The sequence below is a fragment of the Vreelandella janggokensis genome, assembly GCF_031451615.1.
Lineage (GTDB): Bacteria > Pseudomonadota > Gammaproteobacteria > Pseudomonadales > Halomonadaceae > Vreelandella > Vreelandella janggokensis.
In genome coordinates, this window is the sequence record NZ_JARWAJ010000005.1 from 17,442 (window position 1) to 33,598 (window position 16,157).

Consider the following 16,157-nt stretch of genomic DNA (forward strand, 5'->3'; position numbering starts at 1 on the left):
ACAGGCTTGTATCTCGTTACTTGCTTGCGCTAAGAAAAATAAGCGCTATACACAACAACAACATACGGCAAGTGCCCAAAAATGGACGCGACGTACACCTGAAAGACTGCGCCCTAACAAGAACAACAGTAGTCAGTGTGTACACCCCGGACCCAACAACAACTCGCCGGGGGATGAAAAGTTCGCGGTTGGATTATTGTTTTGAATACGAGGCGGTCGGAATCCACGTGATTGCCACGCCTACCGACTGCGGTGCGTATTCAGGGCGATGTGCCATCATGAAGAAAAACAGCAGCAACGGACGCTGATTGTCGCTTTTACAGGGGAGGCCTTATTAGCCTCCCCTTTCTGCGTTTAGCGGTCTGCGTTTAGCGGTTTTGCTCATGCCACAACCCTGCCAAGGCTTTGCAAGCCTCTAGCGGTCGGCTACACTCAGCGACTCGTCGCTTACATTAGGGCCATTTTTTCGATATCCTGCGAGTCGATTCCGCCGCATGCTTAAAGGATTTACCCGTTTATTACTCAGTCCGGGAGAGCAATTGAAATCTCTGCTCGAACCCCAACAGGGCGCGTCAGGCGCGCTTAGCCCACGCATTATACCTCGCTCCGAGCACCCCGTTTCTCGTCAGCAGATCAGTGATGCTGCCCTGAAGGTGCTTTACCGCCTCAATGGCGCCGGTTTTGAGGCCTATCTGGTGGGCGGCTGCATTCGCGACGCCCTGCTTGGCAAGATGCCCAAGGATTTCGACGTTGCTACCAATGCAACACCCGAGCAGGTGCGCGATCTTTTTCGCAATTCGCGCCTGATCGGGCGACGTTTTCGTATTGTGCACGTGCGCTTTGGTCGAGAAGTTATCGAGGTCACGACCTTCCGCGGCAAACCCCAGGACGAGCACGGCGACCATATCGCCCAGCAATCTGACGACGGCCTTCTGCTGCGTGACAATGTATGGGGCAATATCGAAGAAGATGCCCTGCGGCGCGATTTCACCGTGAATGCGCTGTATTACAACATCGCCGACTTCACCATCCATGACTTTGCCAACGGGGCCAAGGATATTGAGGCGCGGACGCTTCGCTTGATTGGAGACCCCGCCACGCGCTACCGCGAGGATCCTGTTCGCATGCTGCGGGCAGTGCGGTTTGCCGCCAAGCTCGGCTTTACGATTGATGCCGACACCGAAACGCCCATGTACGATCTGGCGCCGCTGCTGTTGAGCATTCCCCCGGCACGGCTGTTCGATGAAGCGCTCAAGCTCTTCATGTCGGGTCACGGACTAGTGACCTTCAGGATGCTAAGCCATTATGGGTTGTTTGGCATGCTGTTCCCCGAGGCCGAAGAAGCCATGGCGGATGCGGCATGGGCAGAAGATTTGATTGAAAAGGCGCTTGCCAACACCGACAAGCGTATTGCCGAAGACCGCCCCGTTACACCCGCTTTCTTGCTGGCGGCGTTCTTATGGGCCCCGGTTGCCCACCGCCAGGCAGAGCTTGAAAGTGAAGGCATGCCGTCCATTCCCGCGCTACAAGCGGCCGCTCAGCAGGTCGTGACTCGACAGCTACAGCACATCTCCATCCCCAAACGTTTTGGCATGCCGATGCGCGATATCTGGGAGCTTCAGGGGCGCTTACCCCTGCGCCGGGGTAAAAAAGCGTTCCAGACCCGCGAACACCCCCGCTTCCGTGCCGCTTATGACCTGCTGCTGCTGCGCGAACAGGCAGGGGAAATCCCGAGTGGGCTGGGCGAATGGTGGAACGCCTTCCAGACTGGCGACGAGCACGATCAACGCCGACTATTGCAGAAGGTGGGCGGCGATCCTGCCAGCCAGGGCGACCGCCGCCGCAAACGGCGACGCAAACCGCGTAAAAGCGAAGAGTAACACACATGTCGTTTGCCTATATCGGCCTGGGAAGCAATCTGGATAACCCCACCGACCAGATTCGCCAGGCGCTTGGCGAGCTTGCCCGTCTACCGCTAAGCGACATGGTCGGTGCCTCTTCGCTGTATGCCACTCCCCCTCTGGGCCCCCAGGATCAACCCGATTTTATTAACGCCGTCGCCGCGCTTCAAACATCACTGTCGCCACTTGCGCTCCTTGACCAACTGCAGGCACTGGAACAGCATCATCGCCGCCAGAGGCGTCGTCACTGGGGGCCTCGTACCCTCGATCTAGACCTGCTGCTTTATGACCAGTTAGCACTCGACACCCCCCGCCTCAAGCTGCCCCACTTGCATATGCACGTACGCGCCTTTGTCCTTGTACCGCTCTACGAGCTAGCCCCCGGGTTAAGTCTTCATCAGCGTCCACTTGGCGACTGGCTTGCCAAGCTCGATAGCGCACCGATACGCCGACTCGTGGATACCGATGTCACCCCGACTGCTACCATCTGACACAAATCTCGACACCAAGGCCGCATTCAGGTAACAATTGCCGGTTACGCCACTCAGCGTCCGCCGTCAGGCGGCGTTAACACTGGCCGAACGCCAATGTCGCGTCGGCCTCACGTAGAAACATGAGAGCACGCCATGAAAACCGTCACCCTGAGCACGCTACAGGCGCACAAGCGCGCCGGTGAGACGTTCAGTTGCCTGACCGCTTATGATGCCTCCTTTGCCCACGCCGCCAGCCACGCAGGTATTGACGTGTTATTGGTGGGCGATTCGCTGGGCATGGTCCTGCAGGGCCATAACAGCACCCTGCCGGTGACCATTGACGACATCTGTTATCACACCCGCTGCACGGCCCGTGGCAAAGGCCATAGCCTGCTGATGGTCGACCTGCCCTTCATGAGCAATGCCACCACCGAGCGCTTGCTGGAAGACGCCGCCGCCTTGATGCGCGCCGGTGCCGAGCTCGTCAAGGTAGAGGGCGAAGCCTGGATGGCCGACGGCATACGCGAGCTGACTCGCCGCGGTGTCCCTGTCTGCGCGCATCTGGGGCTGACACCGCAGACGGTCTATCAACTTGGCGGCTATAAGGTACAAGGCCGCGAAGCCGCCCAGGCAGAACAGATCATTAATGATGCCAAAATCCTCGTTGAGGCGGGCGCATCGATCATTTTACTGGAGTGCGTGCCCGCGAGTCTGGGCAAGGCGGTGACGGAAGCGCTGGATGTGCCGGTGATCGGTATTGGCGCTGGTCCGGATACCGACGGCCAGATCCTGGTGATGCACGACGTTCTCGGCGTTACCCATGGCCGCACGCCACGCTTCGTGAAAAATTTCATGACCGACGCTGACAGCATTCAGTCGGCGTTTCAGCACTACCACGAGGCGGTCAAAACCCGGACGTTCCCCGCGCCGGAACACTGCTTCTAAACGATGTTCCAATGGGAACGTATTAGCACAATGCCCGTGAACGACGACAAGACTGCTATGCATACTTTGCGAGACATCTCCGAGCTACGCCATACGCTGCGTGAGCACCGATTACGCGGCCAACGGATTGCCCTGGTACCCACCATGGGCAACCTGCATGCCGGGCACCTGGCCCTGGTGGCCCGCGCCCGAGCGAACGCCGACGTGGTGGTCGCCAGTCTGTTCGTCAACCCGATGCAGTTTGGCCCCGGCGAAGACCTGGACGCCTACCCCCGTACCTTCGAGGCGGACCAGGCACAGCTGACCGAGGCAGGCTGCGATGTGCTGTTCAGCCCGACCATCAGCGCGCTGTACCCTAATGGTTTAACCGCCCAGACCCGTGTGCATGTGCCCGAGATGGGAGAAGGCCTGTGTGGCAGCTCCCGGCCTGGGCACTTTGACGGCGTTTCGACCGTGGTCAGCATGCTGTTTAACCTGGTGCAGCCCGATGTAGCCTTTTTTGGCCAAAAGGACTACCAGCAGCTTGCGGTGATTCGTAAGCTGGCCAGCGACCTGCACATGCCCATCGAGATTATCGGCGTGCCCATTGTGCGCGCTGAGGATGGACTTGCGTTGTCCTCTCGTAACGGTTATTTGAGCCAGGAGGAGCGGGCGATTGCCCCCGCGCTCTACCAAACCCTCTGCAAGTTGCGCGATGCATTAGAGGGCGGCGAATCTGTCGAACGAGTACTACACGGAGGTCACACGGCCCTGTATGATGCGGGTTTTACGCCGGACTACCTGGAGCTGCGTGACACCATGCTTGGCCCAGTAACCCCCTCGACACGCCACGCCGTTCTGCTAGCCGCCGCCCATCTCGGCCCGGCTCGGCTTATCGACAACCTCAGCGTCCAATTGCCGGCTGCAACTGACGCTGGCCGCTAGCTTTGTTATCTAGGAGTTTCCATGCACACGATTATGCTCAAAGCCAAATTGCATATGGCCCGCGTGACCCACGCGGTACTCAACTACGAAGGCTCCTGTGCCATCGACGGCGATCTGCTGGACATGGCGGGCATCCGCGAGAACGAACAGATCCAGATCTATAACGTGGAAAATGGCGAACGCTTCACCACTTACGCCATCCGCGGTGAAGAGGGCTCCCGATTGATCTCGATCAACGGCGCCGCCGCCCATCTTGCCGCTCCGGGGCATCGCATCATCATCTGCAGCTATGCGCATTACTCGGAAGCCGAGCTGGATAACCATCAGCCCGCGCTGGTGTATCTTCAGGAAGGCAACCACGTCAGCCACACCAGCAATGCGATTCCCGTCCAGCTTGCCTAGCAGAAACGATGATTGACGGGCCACAAGTTGGCCCGTTTTCATTTGGATCAAAAAGCGTATTGCCGCCAGCCACATCCTTCCCCTATGCTGAGACAAGACCTTCGCTGAGACGATAACGGTTACAACAACGCTCAATACAAACGCTGGCGTTTTTTCAACGGCGTTACTTAGACCAGGAGTCTGTTATGCAAGAAGTAGTCATTGTGGCGGCACGCCGCACCGCTGTAGGCGCTTTTGGAGGGTCTCTCGCCGGTATTCCCGCGAGTGACCTGGGCGCACTCGTCATCAAAGACATTCTTTCATCAACGGGCGTTGCCGCCGACCAGGTCGATGAAGTCCTGCTCGGTCAAGTGCTAACCGCCGGTGTGGGCCAAAACCCTGCCCGTCAGGCGTCGATCAAGGCCGGTCTTCCCGAGGCTGTACCGGCCATGACCATCAACAAGGTCTGCGGTTCGGGCCTTAAAGCCCTGCACCTCGCCACTCAGGCCATTCGCTGCGGTGATGCCGAGCTGATTCTGGCCGGTGGGCAGGAGAACATGTCGGCGTCTCCCCACGTGCTGCCCAACTCGCGCAACGGACAGCGCATGGGTGACTGGAAAGCGATTGACTCCATGGTGCATGACGGCCTGTGGGATGCCTTCAACAACTACCATATGGGCATCACCGCCGAAAACCTGGCCGAGAAGTACGGCATTACCCGTGAAGCCATGGATGAATTCGCCGCCGCGTCGCAGCAGAAAGCCGCGGCCGCCATTAAAGAGGGCAGGTTCAAAAGCCAGATCGTGCCGGTGGAAGTTCCCCAGCGCAAAGGCGACCCGATGGTGTTTGATACCGACGAAAACCCACGCGAAGTCACCGCCGAGAAACTGGGCGGCATGCGCCCCGCGTTCAAGAAAGACGGCACCGTGACAGCAGGCAACGCCTCGGCGCTCAACGACGGCGCAGCGGTGGTGATGATCTGCTCGGCGGAAAAAGCCAAGCAGCTCGGCCTGGAGCCGCTCGCCCGGATCGCCGGTTACGCCAATGCCGGTGTCGACCCGGCAATCATGGGTATCGGCCCGGCACCGGCCACCCGCCGCTGTCTGGAGAAAGCCGGTTGGAGCCTCGACGACCTGGATCTGGTGGAAGCCAACGAAGCCTTTGCTGCCCAGGCACTTTCGGTCAACAAGGAACTCGGTTGGGACACCAACAAGGTCAACGTCAATGGCGGTGCAATTGCCCTGGGCCACCCCATCGGCGCCTCAGGCTGCCGCGTTTTCGTGACGCTGCTCCACGAGATGATCGCCCGCGACTCGAAAAAAGGCCTGGCGACGCTGTGTATCGGCGGCGGTCAGGGGGTTGCGCTGGCAATTGAGCGAAGCTAGCTAGCGAGAATTGCCGAAGCGAAGACGTATCGCCTCTCATGCCCCCGCATCAGCGGGGGCATTTTTTTGCCTCAGCGATGCTTCACTCCCACAACCCGCGACGGCGTTAGCCATACCAGCAGCGTGCCCAGTAAAAACAATCCCGAGGCAGCCCACATGGCGACCGGCAGACTGGTGCCATCGACAATGCGGCCGCCCACCATGGCGCCAAAGCCAATGGACAAATTAAAGGTGAAGGCCATCAGTGCGGTAGCCGCTTCGGTGTTGGGCGCCGTCCGCAAAATCCAGGTTTGAATGCTCACCGAGACGCTGCCGAATACCGCACCCCATACCATGAGCAGCATCACACCACTGCTTGGCTGCACACCCAGCACCGGGAAGCTGGCCACGACAAGGAGCAGCAGACTGGGAATCGCCAGCACCGCTCGGTAAGGATGGCGCCCGGCGAACATGCCTGCCGCGATGTTGCCGAGGATGCCTGCCGCCCCGTATAGCAGCAGTAGGCTGCCTACGTGGCGCTGGGCAATACCGCTGATGTCCTGTAGGACGGGACTGATAAAGGTATAGGCCGCAAAGTGCCCCACCACCACCAAGCCGGTGGTCAGCACGGCCACCCTGACCCCACGGTTCTTGAACTGTTGCGCCAGTATCCTCAGACGAACCGGCTCGCTGGGTGGCAATGGCGGCAGCCAATACCACAGCGCCATCGCTGTTAACAGGCTTAACCCACCCAGCGCCCCAAAGGCAACCCGCCAGCTACTGAACTCGCCCAACAGGGTTCCTAGCGGGACCCCAAGGACCGACGCCGCCGCGACACCACCAAAGATCACCGTCATCGCTTTGGAAACCTGGGCCTCGGGCACCAGACGCGGGGCAATACTCCCTGCCACCGCCCAGAAACCGCCAATACTGAGCCCTACCAGCACCCGAGAGGCCAATAGCAATACGAAGCTGCTGGCCATTGACGTCAGCAGGCTACCGACCACCATAACGCCCATCAGTGATGTCAACATGATACGGCGATCAAGACGCCCCACCGCGACCGGCAGAAGCGGCGCTGAAAAGGCCGCCACGACCCCAGGCACTGTCACCATCAAGCCGGCCATGCCCGGGGTAACGTCCATAGAAAACGCCACCTGCGGCAGCAGACCAATCGGTAACTGCTCGGCAGTCACCAACAGGAAAATCCCCATCATGACGGCGACCACTGCCCACCAACGCGGCGCCATTTGCTGTTCCATCGCATGCTCCTTTCCTAAGCCCCCAAACACTACCGCCCCCGCAACGAGACGCTGCGAGGGCGGTGATGTCGACGCTGCCGCTGGATTAATCAGCGATTTCCGCGTCGTCGGCTTCGAAGGCCGCCTTCTCTTCTTCGGTGATCTCCTTGATCGAGAGCTTCACCCGGTTGCGGTTATCAATATCGAGGACTTTAACGAGCACATCGTCGCCTTCGTTCAGGAAATCGCGAACGTTGTTAACCCGCTCCTGAACAATTTGCGAAATATGCACGAGACCATCGGTACCTGGCATGATATTCACGAAAGCCCCGAAGTCGGCGATACGTACCACTTTACCCATGTACAGCTTGCCGATTTCCGCTTCTGCCGTAATGGCCAACACGGTATCAATGGCTTTTTTCGCGGCGGCTTTATCTTCCGCGTAGATACGCACGGTGCCGTCATCGTCCAGATCAACCGATGCGCCGGTATCTTCGCAGATCTTGCGGATCGTGGCGCCGCCCTTGCCGATCACATCGCGGATCTTGTCCGGCGCGATTTTGATCGTCGCCATGGATGGAGCATTCTCAGACACTTCGGCACGGCTCTGGGCGATCACGGCATTCATCTGCTCAAGAATACCCAGGCGTGCTTTCAAAGCCTGCTGCAGGGCCGTTTCCATGATCTCTTCGTTGATACCTTCGATCTTGATGTCCATCTGCAGGGCGGTCACGCCCTCTTCAGAACCAGCCACCTTGAAGTCCATATCACCAAGATGATCTTCGTCACCCAGGATATCGGTCAATACCGCAAAACCGTCTTCGTCTTTCACCAGACCCATGGCAATACCGGCCACCGGCGCCTTGAGCGGTACACCGGCGTCCATCAGGGCCAGCGACGAGCCGCAGACTGAGGCCATCGAGCTTGAGCCGTTGGACTCGGTAATTTCCGACACCACACGAATGGTATAGGGAAACGCATCTTCAGCCGGCAGCATGGCCTGTACACCCCGGCGAGCGAGGCGACCATGGCCGATTTCACGGCGCTTCGGTCCACCGAAAAAGCCCGCTTCACCGACGCTGTAGGGAGGGAAATTATAGTGCAGCATAAAGCGGTCTTTACGCTCGCCTTCCAACGACTCAATGAGCTGCGAATCGCGCAGTGTGCCCAGGGTCGCAATGGCTATCGCCTGGGTCTCACCACGAGTAAACACAGCGGAACCATGGGTCTTGGGCAGCGTACCGACCTCGATGTCCAACGGACGTACCGTGGTATTGTCACGGCCGTCAATACGCGGCTCGCCCTTGACAACACGAGAGCGTACGACACGCTTTTCAAGACCCGCGAAGGCGCCTTTGACGTCGTCCTTGCTGAACTTGCCTTCTGTCTCTTCGCCTTCGGCAGCAGCAAGCTGGTCGACTGCTTCGTCTTTCAAGGCCGAAAGGGCATCCTGACGCGCCATTTTATCGGTAATTCGATAGGCCTCGCCGACCTTGGCTTCGAAGGCGTCGGCCATGGCCGCTTTCAGCGCCATGTTCTCTTCGGGCGGCTGCCAATCCCAGCGCGGCTTACCGGCCTCTGCAACCAGTTCATTGATCGCACTGATAGCAACCTGCATTTCCTGATGACCGAACAGCACGGCACCCAGCATTTCGTCTTCAAGCAGCTCTTTGGCTTCAGACTCGACCATCAGCACGGCTTTTTCAGTACCGGCGACGACCATATCCAGTTCCGAGCTGGCAAGCTCTTCAACGGTGGGATTCAGGAAGTAGCCCTGCTCTTCGTTAAAGCCGACCCGGGCACAGCCAATCGGGCCGCTAAACGGCACACCTGAAATCGACAGCGCCGCTGAGGTACCGATCATTGCCGCGATATCCGGATCGTGATTGCGATCGGTGGAGAGAACGGTACAGATCACCTGCACTTCGTTCATGAACCCCTTGGGGAACAGCGGACGGATAGGGCGGTCGATCAAACGCGAGGTGAGCGTCTCTTTTTCGGTGGGGCGACCTTCGCGTTTGAAAAAGCCGCCAGGAATCTTGCCTACCGCGTAGGTTTTCTCCTGGTAATGAACCGAAAGAGGGAAGAAGGGCTGGTTGGGATTTGCTTCTTTCTTTGCCACTACCGTACACAGCACCACGGTGTCATCCATGGTGACCATAACGGCGCCGGTGGCCTGACGAGCAATGCGCCCAGTTTCTAGCGTGACGGTGCTACGACCGTATTGGAACGTTTTTTTTACCGGATTCACGGCGACTTCCTTTAACATTAATAGCTACTTGTCTTTTCGTTTGGGTCGTTTGGACTCGCCACCATTCTAGGCGTTGCCGCGCAATAGGGCTACCACAAACAAGAAAACGGGCAGCCCCTGAGGAGCTGCCCGTTTCTCGACCTTCGCCAACAATAACTTAGCGGCGGATGCCCAAGCTCTGAATCAGAGACTGATAGCGCTCGAAATCTTTACGCTTCAGGTAATCCAGCAGCTTACGACGCTGGTTTACCATGCGGATCAGACCACGACGCGAGTGGTGATCCTGCTTGTTGGTTTTGAAGTGATCCTGCAGGCCGTTGATGTTGGCGCTCAGCAGTGCAACCTGCACTTCAGGTGATCCGGTGTCGTTCTCGCCGCGGCCGTATTCGTTGACGATTTCGGCCTTCTTTTCAGCGGTTAATGCCATCTGTCTCTCCAGTAAGCAATATGCCTAACAATGAATGGGTGAGACCACGCATATTTGCAGTCTCAATCTACTACTCTAGGTCTACAATTTTCGCGCAAATCGCCGCATTGATGCAACGCTTTACGAGATAGCGACCGTACTTAACAGCCGCTTGGGTGCCACTTCCTGGCCCTCTTTTACAACGCCAAGGCCAATGAACGCCTCCGCGTAATAAAGTCTTGCCAGCGCCTCGGGTGGCAGTGATTTACCAGACACCACATTGGCCGACTGGCCGTGAGCCAAGCGCCCATAAGCCGGTTCGTCCAATGTAAGCGACGGCAAATGATCTACCAGCACGTCAACCGGCATCAGCTCGGCTTCGCGGGCCGCTTGATCGGCTAACGCCTCAAGCGCTTCCAGCGTCCACATGGCATCGCCGTTGAAAGGGCCGGTCTTGAGCCTTCTCAGCTGACTGATGTGGCCGCCACAGCCCAGTGCCTTGCCAATGTCTTCAGCCAGGGTACGGATGTAGGTCCCTTTGCTGCAGCTGACTTCCAGTTCGAAGGCCGTGCCTTCAAATGACAGCAGGCGGGCATCATACACGCTTACCCGCCGCGCTGCACGCTCAACCTGCTTCCCTTCGCGGGCCAGCTCGTAGAGTTTTTTACCTTCGTGCTTCAGCGCCGAGTACATCGGCGGCACCTGGTCGATCTCACCGCGAAAGCCGGATAATACCGACTCAATATCGTCGACCGTCAGGCTTGGCACATCATGTTGCTCAATGACCGCGCCTTCTGCATCCCCCGTGTCGGTTATCGTCCCCAGTTCTACCCGGGTGCGATACACCTTGTCGGCTTCCAGCAGGTGCGATGAAAACTTGGTGGCCTCACCCAGGCAGATGGGCAGCAAGCCGGTAGCCATCGGATCCAGCGTGCCGGTGTGGCCCGCTTTTTGTGCCTCGAAAAGACGACGCACCCGCTGCAAGGCATGGTTGCTGGAAAGCCCTTTCGGTTTATCCAGCAGAACAATACCATTCACCGGCAACCCCCGGCGGCGACGCGCCATTAACGCGTCTCCCCGCCTGGCTCATCCGCGCCTTCATCATCCTGTTCCTGACGGGCACGGTCGGTTGAAACCGCTTCGTCAATCAGCGACGACAGCTGTTGGCCACGCACCACGCTTTCATCGAAATGAAAGCGCAATTCGGGAACGTGGCGCAGTTTAATGCGCTTGGCAATCTGGCTTCTCAAGAAACCTGCCGCCCGTTTCAGCACCTTCAGGTTTTCCTTGATACGCTCGGGATCCTGCTCACCCAACAGGGTGACGTAGATATCAGCATAACCCAGGTCGCGGCTCACGGTGACACCGCTGACCGTGACCATGCCGAGGCGTGGGTCTTTCACTTCGCGCTGGATCAGCACCGCCAGCTCCTTCTGGAGCTGGTCGGCTACCCGGTCGGTACGCTTGAATTCGCGCATGCTTGCTCCTCAGCCCTACAGGCTGCGCTCGACCTTCACTTGGTCAAAGACTTCGATCTTGTCGCCGACCTGAACATCGTTGTAGTTCTTCACGCCGATGCCACACTCGACGCCGCTACGTACTTCCTGAACGTCGTCCTTATAGCGGCGCAGCGATTCGAGCTCGCCTTCGTAGATCACCACGTCATCACGCAGCACGCGAATCTTCTTGTTCCGGTGCACGGTGCCTTCAACCACCATACAGCCGGCGATCGCGCCGATCTTCGGCGCGCGGAAGACATCGCGTACTTCGGCAATACCGACGATTTCTTCTTTCCACTCCGGCGCAAGCATACCGCTCATCGCCTGCTTGACCTCGTCGATCAGCTGGTAGATGACGCTGTAATAGCGCAGATCCAGGCCTTCACGTTCGATGATTTCGCGGGCGGCAGCATCGGCACGCACGTTAAAGCCGACCACGATGGCTTCGGAGGCGAGCGCCAGGTTGGCATCGGTACCGGTGATACCGCCCACACCCGAGGACACAACCGCCACTTCGACTTCGTCGGTGGAGAGCTCTTCCAACGCGCCCTTGATGGCTTCCAGCGAGCCCTGGACATCGACTTTCAAGACGATGTTGACCTTGGCCACTTCGTCCTGGCCCATCTGGCTGAACATGTTCTCCAGTTTGGCCTTTTGCTGACGCGCCAGGCGTACTTCGCGGTACTTGCCTTGACGGAAGTTGGCCACTTCGCGGGCTTTCTTCTCGTCGGCAACCACCATGAAGTCGTCACCGGCGTCCGGCGTACCGTCCAGGCCCTGGATTTCGACCGGCATGGCCGGGCCCACCTCGTCCACTTGCTTGGCAAGTTCGTTGGTTAGCGCCCGCACGCGACCGTAGTGCAGCCCGGCCAGGACGATATCGCCTTTCTTGAGCGTACCGTTCTGAACCAGCACGGTCGCCACGGGGCCACGGCCTTTATCCAGGCGCGACTCAACCACGACACCTTTACCCGGTGCTTCAGGCACGGCTTTAAGCTCGAGCACTTCAGAGACCAGCTGGATCGCTTCCAGCAGCTCCTCAATGCCATCACCGCTCTTGGCAGACACGTGGACGAACTGGGTATCGCCGCCCCACTCTTCCGAGATCACGCCGTGCTGCGATAGCTCGTTACGAATGCGGTCGAAGTCAGCACCCTCTTTGTCGATCTTGTTGACCGCCACTACCATCGGCACACCCGCCGCTTTGGAGTGCTCGATCGCCTCAACCGTCTGGGGCATCACACCGTCATCCGCCGCCACGACCAGAATGACAACGTCGGTCGCCTGGGCGCCGCGGGCACGCATGGCGGTAAACGCCGCGTGGCCTGGCGTATCCAGGAAGGTAACGCCGCCATGTTCGTCTTCCACATGGTAGGCACCGATATGCTGGGTAATACCACCCGCTTCGCCGGTCGCCACCTTGGCCTTACGGATATAATCGAGAAGCGACGTCTTACCATGGTCAACGTGGCCCATCACGGTCACGACCGGGGAACGGGTGATCTCGTCGCCTTCATAGGAGATGCCTTCGAGCATTTCCGTTTCCAGCGCGTCGTCCTTCACCAGCTTGACCTTGTGACCCATCTCCTCGACGACGATGGCCGCCGTATCCTGATCGATGGTCTGGTTGATGGTGACCGCCGCGCCCATGTTGAACATCGCCTTGATGACTTCATTGGCCTTGATCGACATCTTGTCGGCCAGATCCGCCACGCTGATGGACTCGGGGATCGAGACCTCGCGCACGATCGGCTGGGTCGGCTTCTGGAAGCCATGCTTGCCGTTACCACCGCTTGAACTACCACCACGACGACCGCCGCGGCGTTCGGCACGCTTGGCTTTCTTGCCACCAGCGCCGCGCTTGCGCTCTTCGCGATCACCGCGATCTTCCTCGTCATCACGACGGCCTTTCTTCTTGGCCGCTGATTTCTTGGGCGGTGCTGTGCGGCGATCGGTGCGGCCTTCTTTCGGCGGTGCCGGCGGCATTTCTTCAGGTGCCGGGGTATCGTCGATCTGCAGCTCAGGCACTTGAGCGTCAGATGCTTTCTGTGCCTCGACCTGAGCTGCTTGTTCGGCTTCTTTACGCGCCGCTTCTTCAGCCGCCTTGGCTTTTTCTGCAGCGGCTTTTTCTTCCGCTTCACGCGCCTCGCGTGCCTTGCTTTCAGCCTCAGCTTCCGCCATGTCACCGACTAACTGACGCGGGCCAGCATGCTTGGGCTCAGGCGCTTTCGGCTTATTCTCTTCTTCAGAGCGCTTGACGTACGTCTTCTTCTTGCGCACCTGAACTTCAATCGTTTTGCCGCGCTCGCCTGTCTTGATACGGCTGCGGGTTTTGCGCGTCAGTGTAATACGGCTCTTGCCGCTATCACTTTCATCGCCATCGCCGCCGTGACTTTTCTTCAGAAAGTTAAGCAAGGTGCGCTTATCTTCTTCTGATACGGCATCGGTTTCCGAGGCGTGCTGCAAACCCGCTTCTTTCATCTGTTCTAGCAGGCGAGGCACATCGCGGCCTACCTTTACTGCAAAATCTTTAACTGTCATATCTGACATATTGACCCTCCTCAGCCCGTGACCTGTTTACTGTGTGTTTGAATCCGACGCGTCATCGTCTTCAAACCAGGGCGCACGGGCAGTCATGATCAGTGCCGCTGCGCGCGCTTCGTCCAACTCCTCGATATCGACCAGATCGTCAACAGACTGCTCGGCGAGATCTTCCATGGTAACAATGCCGCGGCTGGCAAAAATGAAGGCCAGATGGCGCTCCATGCCGTCCATCGCCAGCAGATCGTCTGCCGGCTGGGCACCGTCTAACGCTTCTTCCGAGGCAATGGCCATCGTCAGCAGCTCGTCTTTCGCTCGTGCACGCAGCTCTTCAACCAGATCCTCGTCGAATTCTTCGATTTCAAGCATCTCTTCAAGCGGCACATAGGCGACTTCTTCAAGGGTTGTGAACCCTTCTTCCACTAACAGGCGGGCAACATCTTCATCGACCTGGAGATGGCTGACGAAAGAATCTACCAGACTATCAATTTCCTGGTCGCGCTTGGCTTCCGCTTCATCTTCGGTCATGACGTTAATGCGCCATCCGGTCAGATCAGAAGCCAGACGCACATTCTGGCCGCTTCGGCCTATGGCCTGGGCCAGGTTGTCCTGGGCAACGGCAACGTCCATCGCATGGGCATCTTCGTCAACAAGGATAGACGCCACGTCGGCGGGTGCCATGGCATTAATCACCAATTGTGCTGGATTGTCATCCCATAGCACGATATCGACACGTTCGTTTTGTAGCTCGGTCGATACTGCTTGAACGCGAGAGCCACGCATGCCGACACAGGCACCGACTGGGTCAATACGACGGTCATTGGTCTTCACGGCAATCTTGGCGCGTGAACCGGGATCCCTTGCCGCCCCTTTGATCTCGATTAGCTGCTCGGCGATTTCCGGCACTTCAATCTTGAACAGCTCGATAATCAACTCGGGGCAGGTGCGCGATAGCTGTAGCTGGGCACCGCGGGCGTCTGGATCCACCTTGACCAGCAGCGCGCGCACACGCTCGTTCATGCGGTAGCGCTCACCGTGGATCATTTCGTTGCGCGGCAGAAACGCTTCTGCATTGTCGCCCAGGTCAATGATCAAGCCGTCGCGCGTGGTCTTTTTGACAATACCGGCGACCAACTCCCCTTCACGGTCGGTGTATTGACGTACGACCTCGGCACGCTCGGCTTCGCGCACTTTTTGCACGATGACTTGCTTGGCCGTTTGTGCCGCAATACGACCAAACACGGCGTTTTCGATTTTCTGCTCGACGACATCGCCCAGCTTCAGCGGCGGATCGCGCTGTTCAGCGATGGTCTGCTTAATTTCGTAGTCTGGCGTTTCGAATTCGTCGTCCTCGACCACCGTCCAGTAGCGAAACGTCTCGTAATCCCCCGTACGGCGGTCAATGTGCACCCGCACGCTGGCTTCTTCATTGTCAAAACGCTTGCGTGACGCGCTCGCAAGAGCAGATTCCACCGCTTCAAAAATAACGTCGCGGGGAACACCTTTTTCGTTAGAGATCGCGTCAACGACCATTAATATTTCTTTACTCATGCGTTTGCCTCGCCAGAAAACCTGTCCTTATGTGCATCGTGCCAGCTGCCTGCCGGCCACCACGCCACCTGGTTAATCGTCAAACTGCGGTACAATGTGCGCAGAATCAATGCCTTCTATGGGAAAACAATACTCTTCGCCATCCATCTGCAGCAGTATTTCGTCGCCCTCGACACCTGCCAGCAATCCTTGGAACTTGCGACGCCCGTCAAAAGGGGCGCGCAGTTTTAATGCGACATGATGACCTTGAAAACGGGAAAAATGATCCAGGGTATACAGCGGGCGTGCCATGCCCGGCGAAGACACTTCGAGCCGATACTCCCCCGGAATAGGATCTTCGACGTCTAATATCGCACTGACTTGACGACTGATATCGGCGCAGTCTTCAACATTGACGCCGCTTTCGCGTTCGATATAAATCACCAACCGCGAATGCTTACCCTGCGAAAGATGGTCGATGCCCCATAGTTCAAAGCCCATGGCAGCAACAACAGGTTCTATCAGCGCGTGCAGCGCCGCATGTTTTGTGGCCACAGACATTGCTCCTATAGCCGTTGCATCAGGCACCTGGCCAGGAGACATATGAAAAGCTAGGTGGCTGATTGGCGTTACCCGGAAATGTGCCTCCGGCAAGCCGATGGGCATCCGCCCTTGAGACACGCTTGTTAACGAAAAGCTGC

General features: G+C 58.2%; 14 protein-coding genes. 6 read left to right on the plus strand and 8 right to left on the minus strand.

Annotated elements, in window-relative coordinates; genetic code table 11:
- Window positions 1–494 precede the first annotated feature (494 nt).
- The 6 genes from pcnB (at window position 495) to QC816_RS13770 (ending at window position 6,009) form a co-directional block, all read left to right on the plus strand.
- A complete protein-coding gene (gene pcnB, locus QC816_RS13745) occupies window positions 495–1,880 on the plus strand; it encodes a polynucleotide adenylyltransferase PcnB (protein ID WP_199284513.1) in 1,386 nt (461 codons plus the stop codon).
- Window positions 1,881–1,885: 5 nt separating this feature from the next.
- Complete coding sequence (gene folK, locus QC816_RS13750; protein ID WP_309782852.1) at window positions 1,886–2,392, plus strand: 2-amino-4-hydroxy-6-hydroxymethyldihydropteridine diphosphokinase; 507 nt, start codon at window positions 1,886–1,888, stop codon at window positions 2,390–2,392.
- 135 nt (window positions 2,393–2,527) lie between these two features.
- On the plus strand, window positions 2,528–3,319 hold the full coding sequence (panB, locus tag QC816_RS13755; RefSeq protein ID WP_085920166.1) for a 3-methyl-2-oxobutanoate hydroxymethyltransferase: 792 nt from the start codon (window positions 2,528–2,530) through the stop codon (window positions 3,317–3,319).
- A gap of 57 nt (window positions 3,320–3,376) precedes the next feature.
- On the plus strand, window positions 3,377–4,243 hold the full coding sequence (gene panC, locus QC816_RS13760; protein WP_085920183.1) for a pantoate--beta-alanine ligase: 867 nt from the start codon (window positions 3,377–3,379) through the stop codon (window positions 4,241–4,243).
- 21 nt (window positions 4,244–4,264) lie between these two features.
- Window positions 4,265–4,645 carry an aspartate 1-decarboxylase gene (gene panD, locus QC816_RS13765; protein WP_027337660.1) on the plus strand — a complete coding sequence of 127 codons (381 nt, stop codon included), beginning with the start codon at window positions 4,265–4,267 and terminating at the stop codon, window positions 4,643–4,645.
- 185 nt (window positions 4,646–4,830) lie between these two features.
- On the plus strand, window positions 4,831–6,009 hold the full coding sequence (locus QC816_RS13770) for an acetyl-CoA C-acetyltransferase (RefSeq protein WP_085920165.1): 1,179 nt from the start codon (window positions 4,831–4,833) through the stop codon (window positions 6,007–6,009).
- 71 nt (window positions 6,010–6,080) lie between these two features.
- Here the strand turns inward: QC816_RS13770 and QC816_RS13775 are convergent, their stop codons facing one another.
- From QC816_RS13775 to rimP, 8 genes are all read right to left on the minus strand, one after another.
- The gene (locus QC816_RS13775) at window positions 6,081–7,250 is read right to left on the minus strand and encodes an MFS transporter (RefSeq protein WP_199284511.1); all 1,170 of its coding nucleotides are present in this window, start codon (window positions 7,248–7,250) and stop codon (window positions 6,081–6,083) included.
- An 85-nt stretch (window positions 7,251–7,335) separates the two neighbouring features.
- The gene (pnp, locus tag QC816_RS13780; RefSeq protein WP_085920163.1) at window positions 7,336–9,498 is read right to left on the minus strand and encodes a polyribonucleotide nucleotidyltransferase; all 2,163 of its coding nucleotides are present in this window, start codon (window positions 9,496–9,498) and stop codon (window positions 7,336–7,338) included.
- A gap of 139 nt (window positions 9,499–9,637) precedes the next feature.
- Window positions 9,638–9,907, minus strand: coding sequence for a 30S ribosomal protein S15 (rpsO, locus tag QC816_RS13785; protein ID WP_066316110.1), 270 nt, complete (start codon window positions 9,905–9,907; stop codon window positions 9,638–9,640).
- A 120-nt stretch (window positions 9,908–10,027) separates the two neighbouring features.
- Window positions 10,028–10,951 carry a tRNA pseudouridine(55) synthase TruB gene (gene truB, locus QC816_RS13790; RefSeq protein WP_199284510.1) on the minus strand — a complete coding sequence of 308 codons (924 nt, stop codon included), beginning with the start codon at window positions 10,949–10,951 and terminating at the stop codon, window positions 10,028–10,030.
- Window positions 10,951–11,364, minus strand: a complete 414-nt coding sequence (gene rbfA / locus QC816_RS13795) for a 30S ribosome-binding factor RbfA (protein ID WP_085920161.1) — start codon at window positions 11,362–11,364, stop codon at window positions 10,951–10,953. The genes truB and rbfA overlap by 1 nt, the downstream gene beginning before the upstream one ends.
- A 15-nt stretch (window positions 11,365–11,379) precedes the next feature.
- Window positions 11,380–13,935, minus strand: coding sequence for a translation initiation factor IF-2 (gene infB / locus QC816_RS13800; RefSeq protein WP_085920160.1), 2,556 nt, complete (start codon window positions 13,933–13,935; stop codon window positions 11,380–11,382).
- A gap of 27 nt (window positions 13,936–13,962) precedes the next feature.
- The gene (nusA, locus tag QC816_RS13805; RefSeq protein WP_085920159.1) at window positions 13,963–15,477 is read right to left on the minus strand and encodes a transcription termination factor NusA; all 1,515 of its coding nucleotides are present in this window, start codon (window positions 15,475–15,477) and stop codon (window positions 13,963–13,965) included.
- Between the two features lie 72 nt (window positions 15,478–15,549).
- Window positions 15,550–16,011 (minus strand): ribosome maturation factor RimP, encoded by a 462-nt coding sequence (rimP, locus tag QC816_RS13810; protein WP_085920182.1) that lies wholly within the window; start codon window positions 16,009–16,011, stop codon window positions 15,550–15,552.
- Window positions 16,012–16,157 lie beyond the last annotated feature (146 nt).

Coding starts and splice junctions, on each gene's coding strand:
- pcnB (WP_199284513.1), top strand. CDS start 495: ATGCTTAAAGGATTTACCCGTTTATTACTCAGTCCGGGAGAGCAATTG.
- folK (WP_309782852.1), top strand. CDS start 1,886: ATGTCGTTTGCCTATATCGGCCTGGGAAGCAATCTGGATAACCCCACC.
- panB (WP_085920166.1), top strand. CDS start 2,528: ATGAAAACCGTCACCCTGAGCACGCTACAGGCGCACAAGCGCGCCGGT.
- panC (WP_085920183.1), top strand. CDS start 3,377: ATGCATACTTTGCGAGACATCTCCGAGCTACGCCATACGCTGCGTGAG.
- panD (WP_027337660.1), top strand. CDS start 4,265: ATGCACACGATTATGCTCAAAGCCAAATTGCATATGGCCCGCGTGACC.
- QC816_RS13770 (WP_085920165.1), top strand. CDS start 4,831: ATGCAAGAAGTAGTCATTGTGGCGGCACGCCGCACCGCTGTAGGCGCT.
- QC816_RS13775 (WP_199284511.1), bottom strand. CDS start 7,250: ATGGAACAGCAAATGGCGCCGCGTTGGTGGGCAGTGGTCGCCGTCATG.
- pnp (WP_085920163.1), bottom strand. CDS start 9,498: ATGTTAAAGGAAGTCGCCGTGAATCCGGTAAAAAAAACGTTCCAATAC.
- rpsO (WP_066316110.1), bottom strand. CDS start 9,907: ATGGCATTAACCGCTGAAAAGAAGGCCGAAATCGTCAACGAATACGGC.
- truB (WP_199284510.1), bottom strand. CDS start 10,951: ATGGCGCGTCGCCGCCGGGGGTTGCCGGTGAATGGTATTGTTCTGCTG.
- rbfA (WP_085920161.1), bottom strand. CDS start 11,364: ATGCGCGAATTCAAGCGTACCGACCGGGTAGCCGACCAGCTCCAGAAG.
- infB (WP_085920160.1), bottom strand. CDS start 13,935: ATGTCAGATATGACAGTTAAAGATTTTGCAGTAAAGGTAGGCCGCGAT.
- nusA (WP_085920159.1), bottom strand. CDS start 15,477: ATGAGTAAAGAAATATTAATGGTCGTTGACGCGATCTCTAACGAAAAA.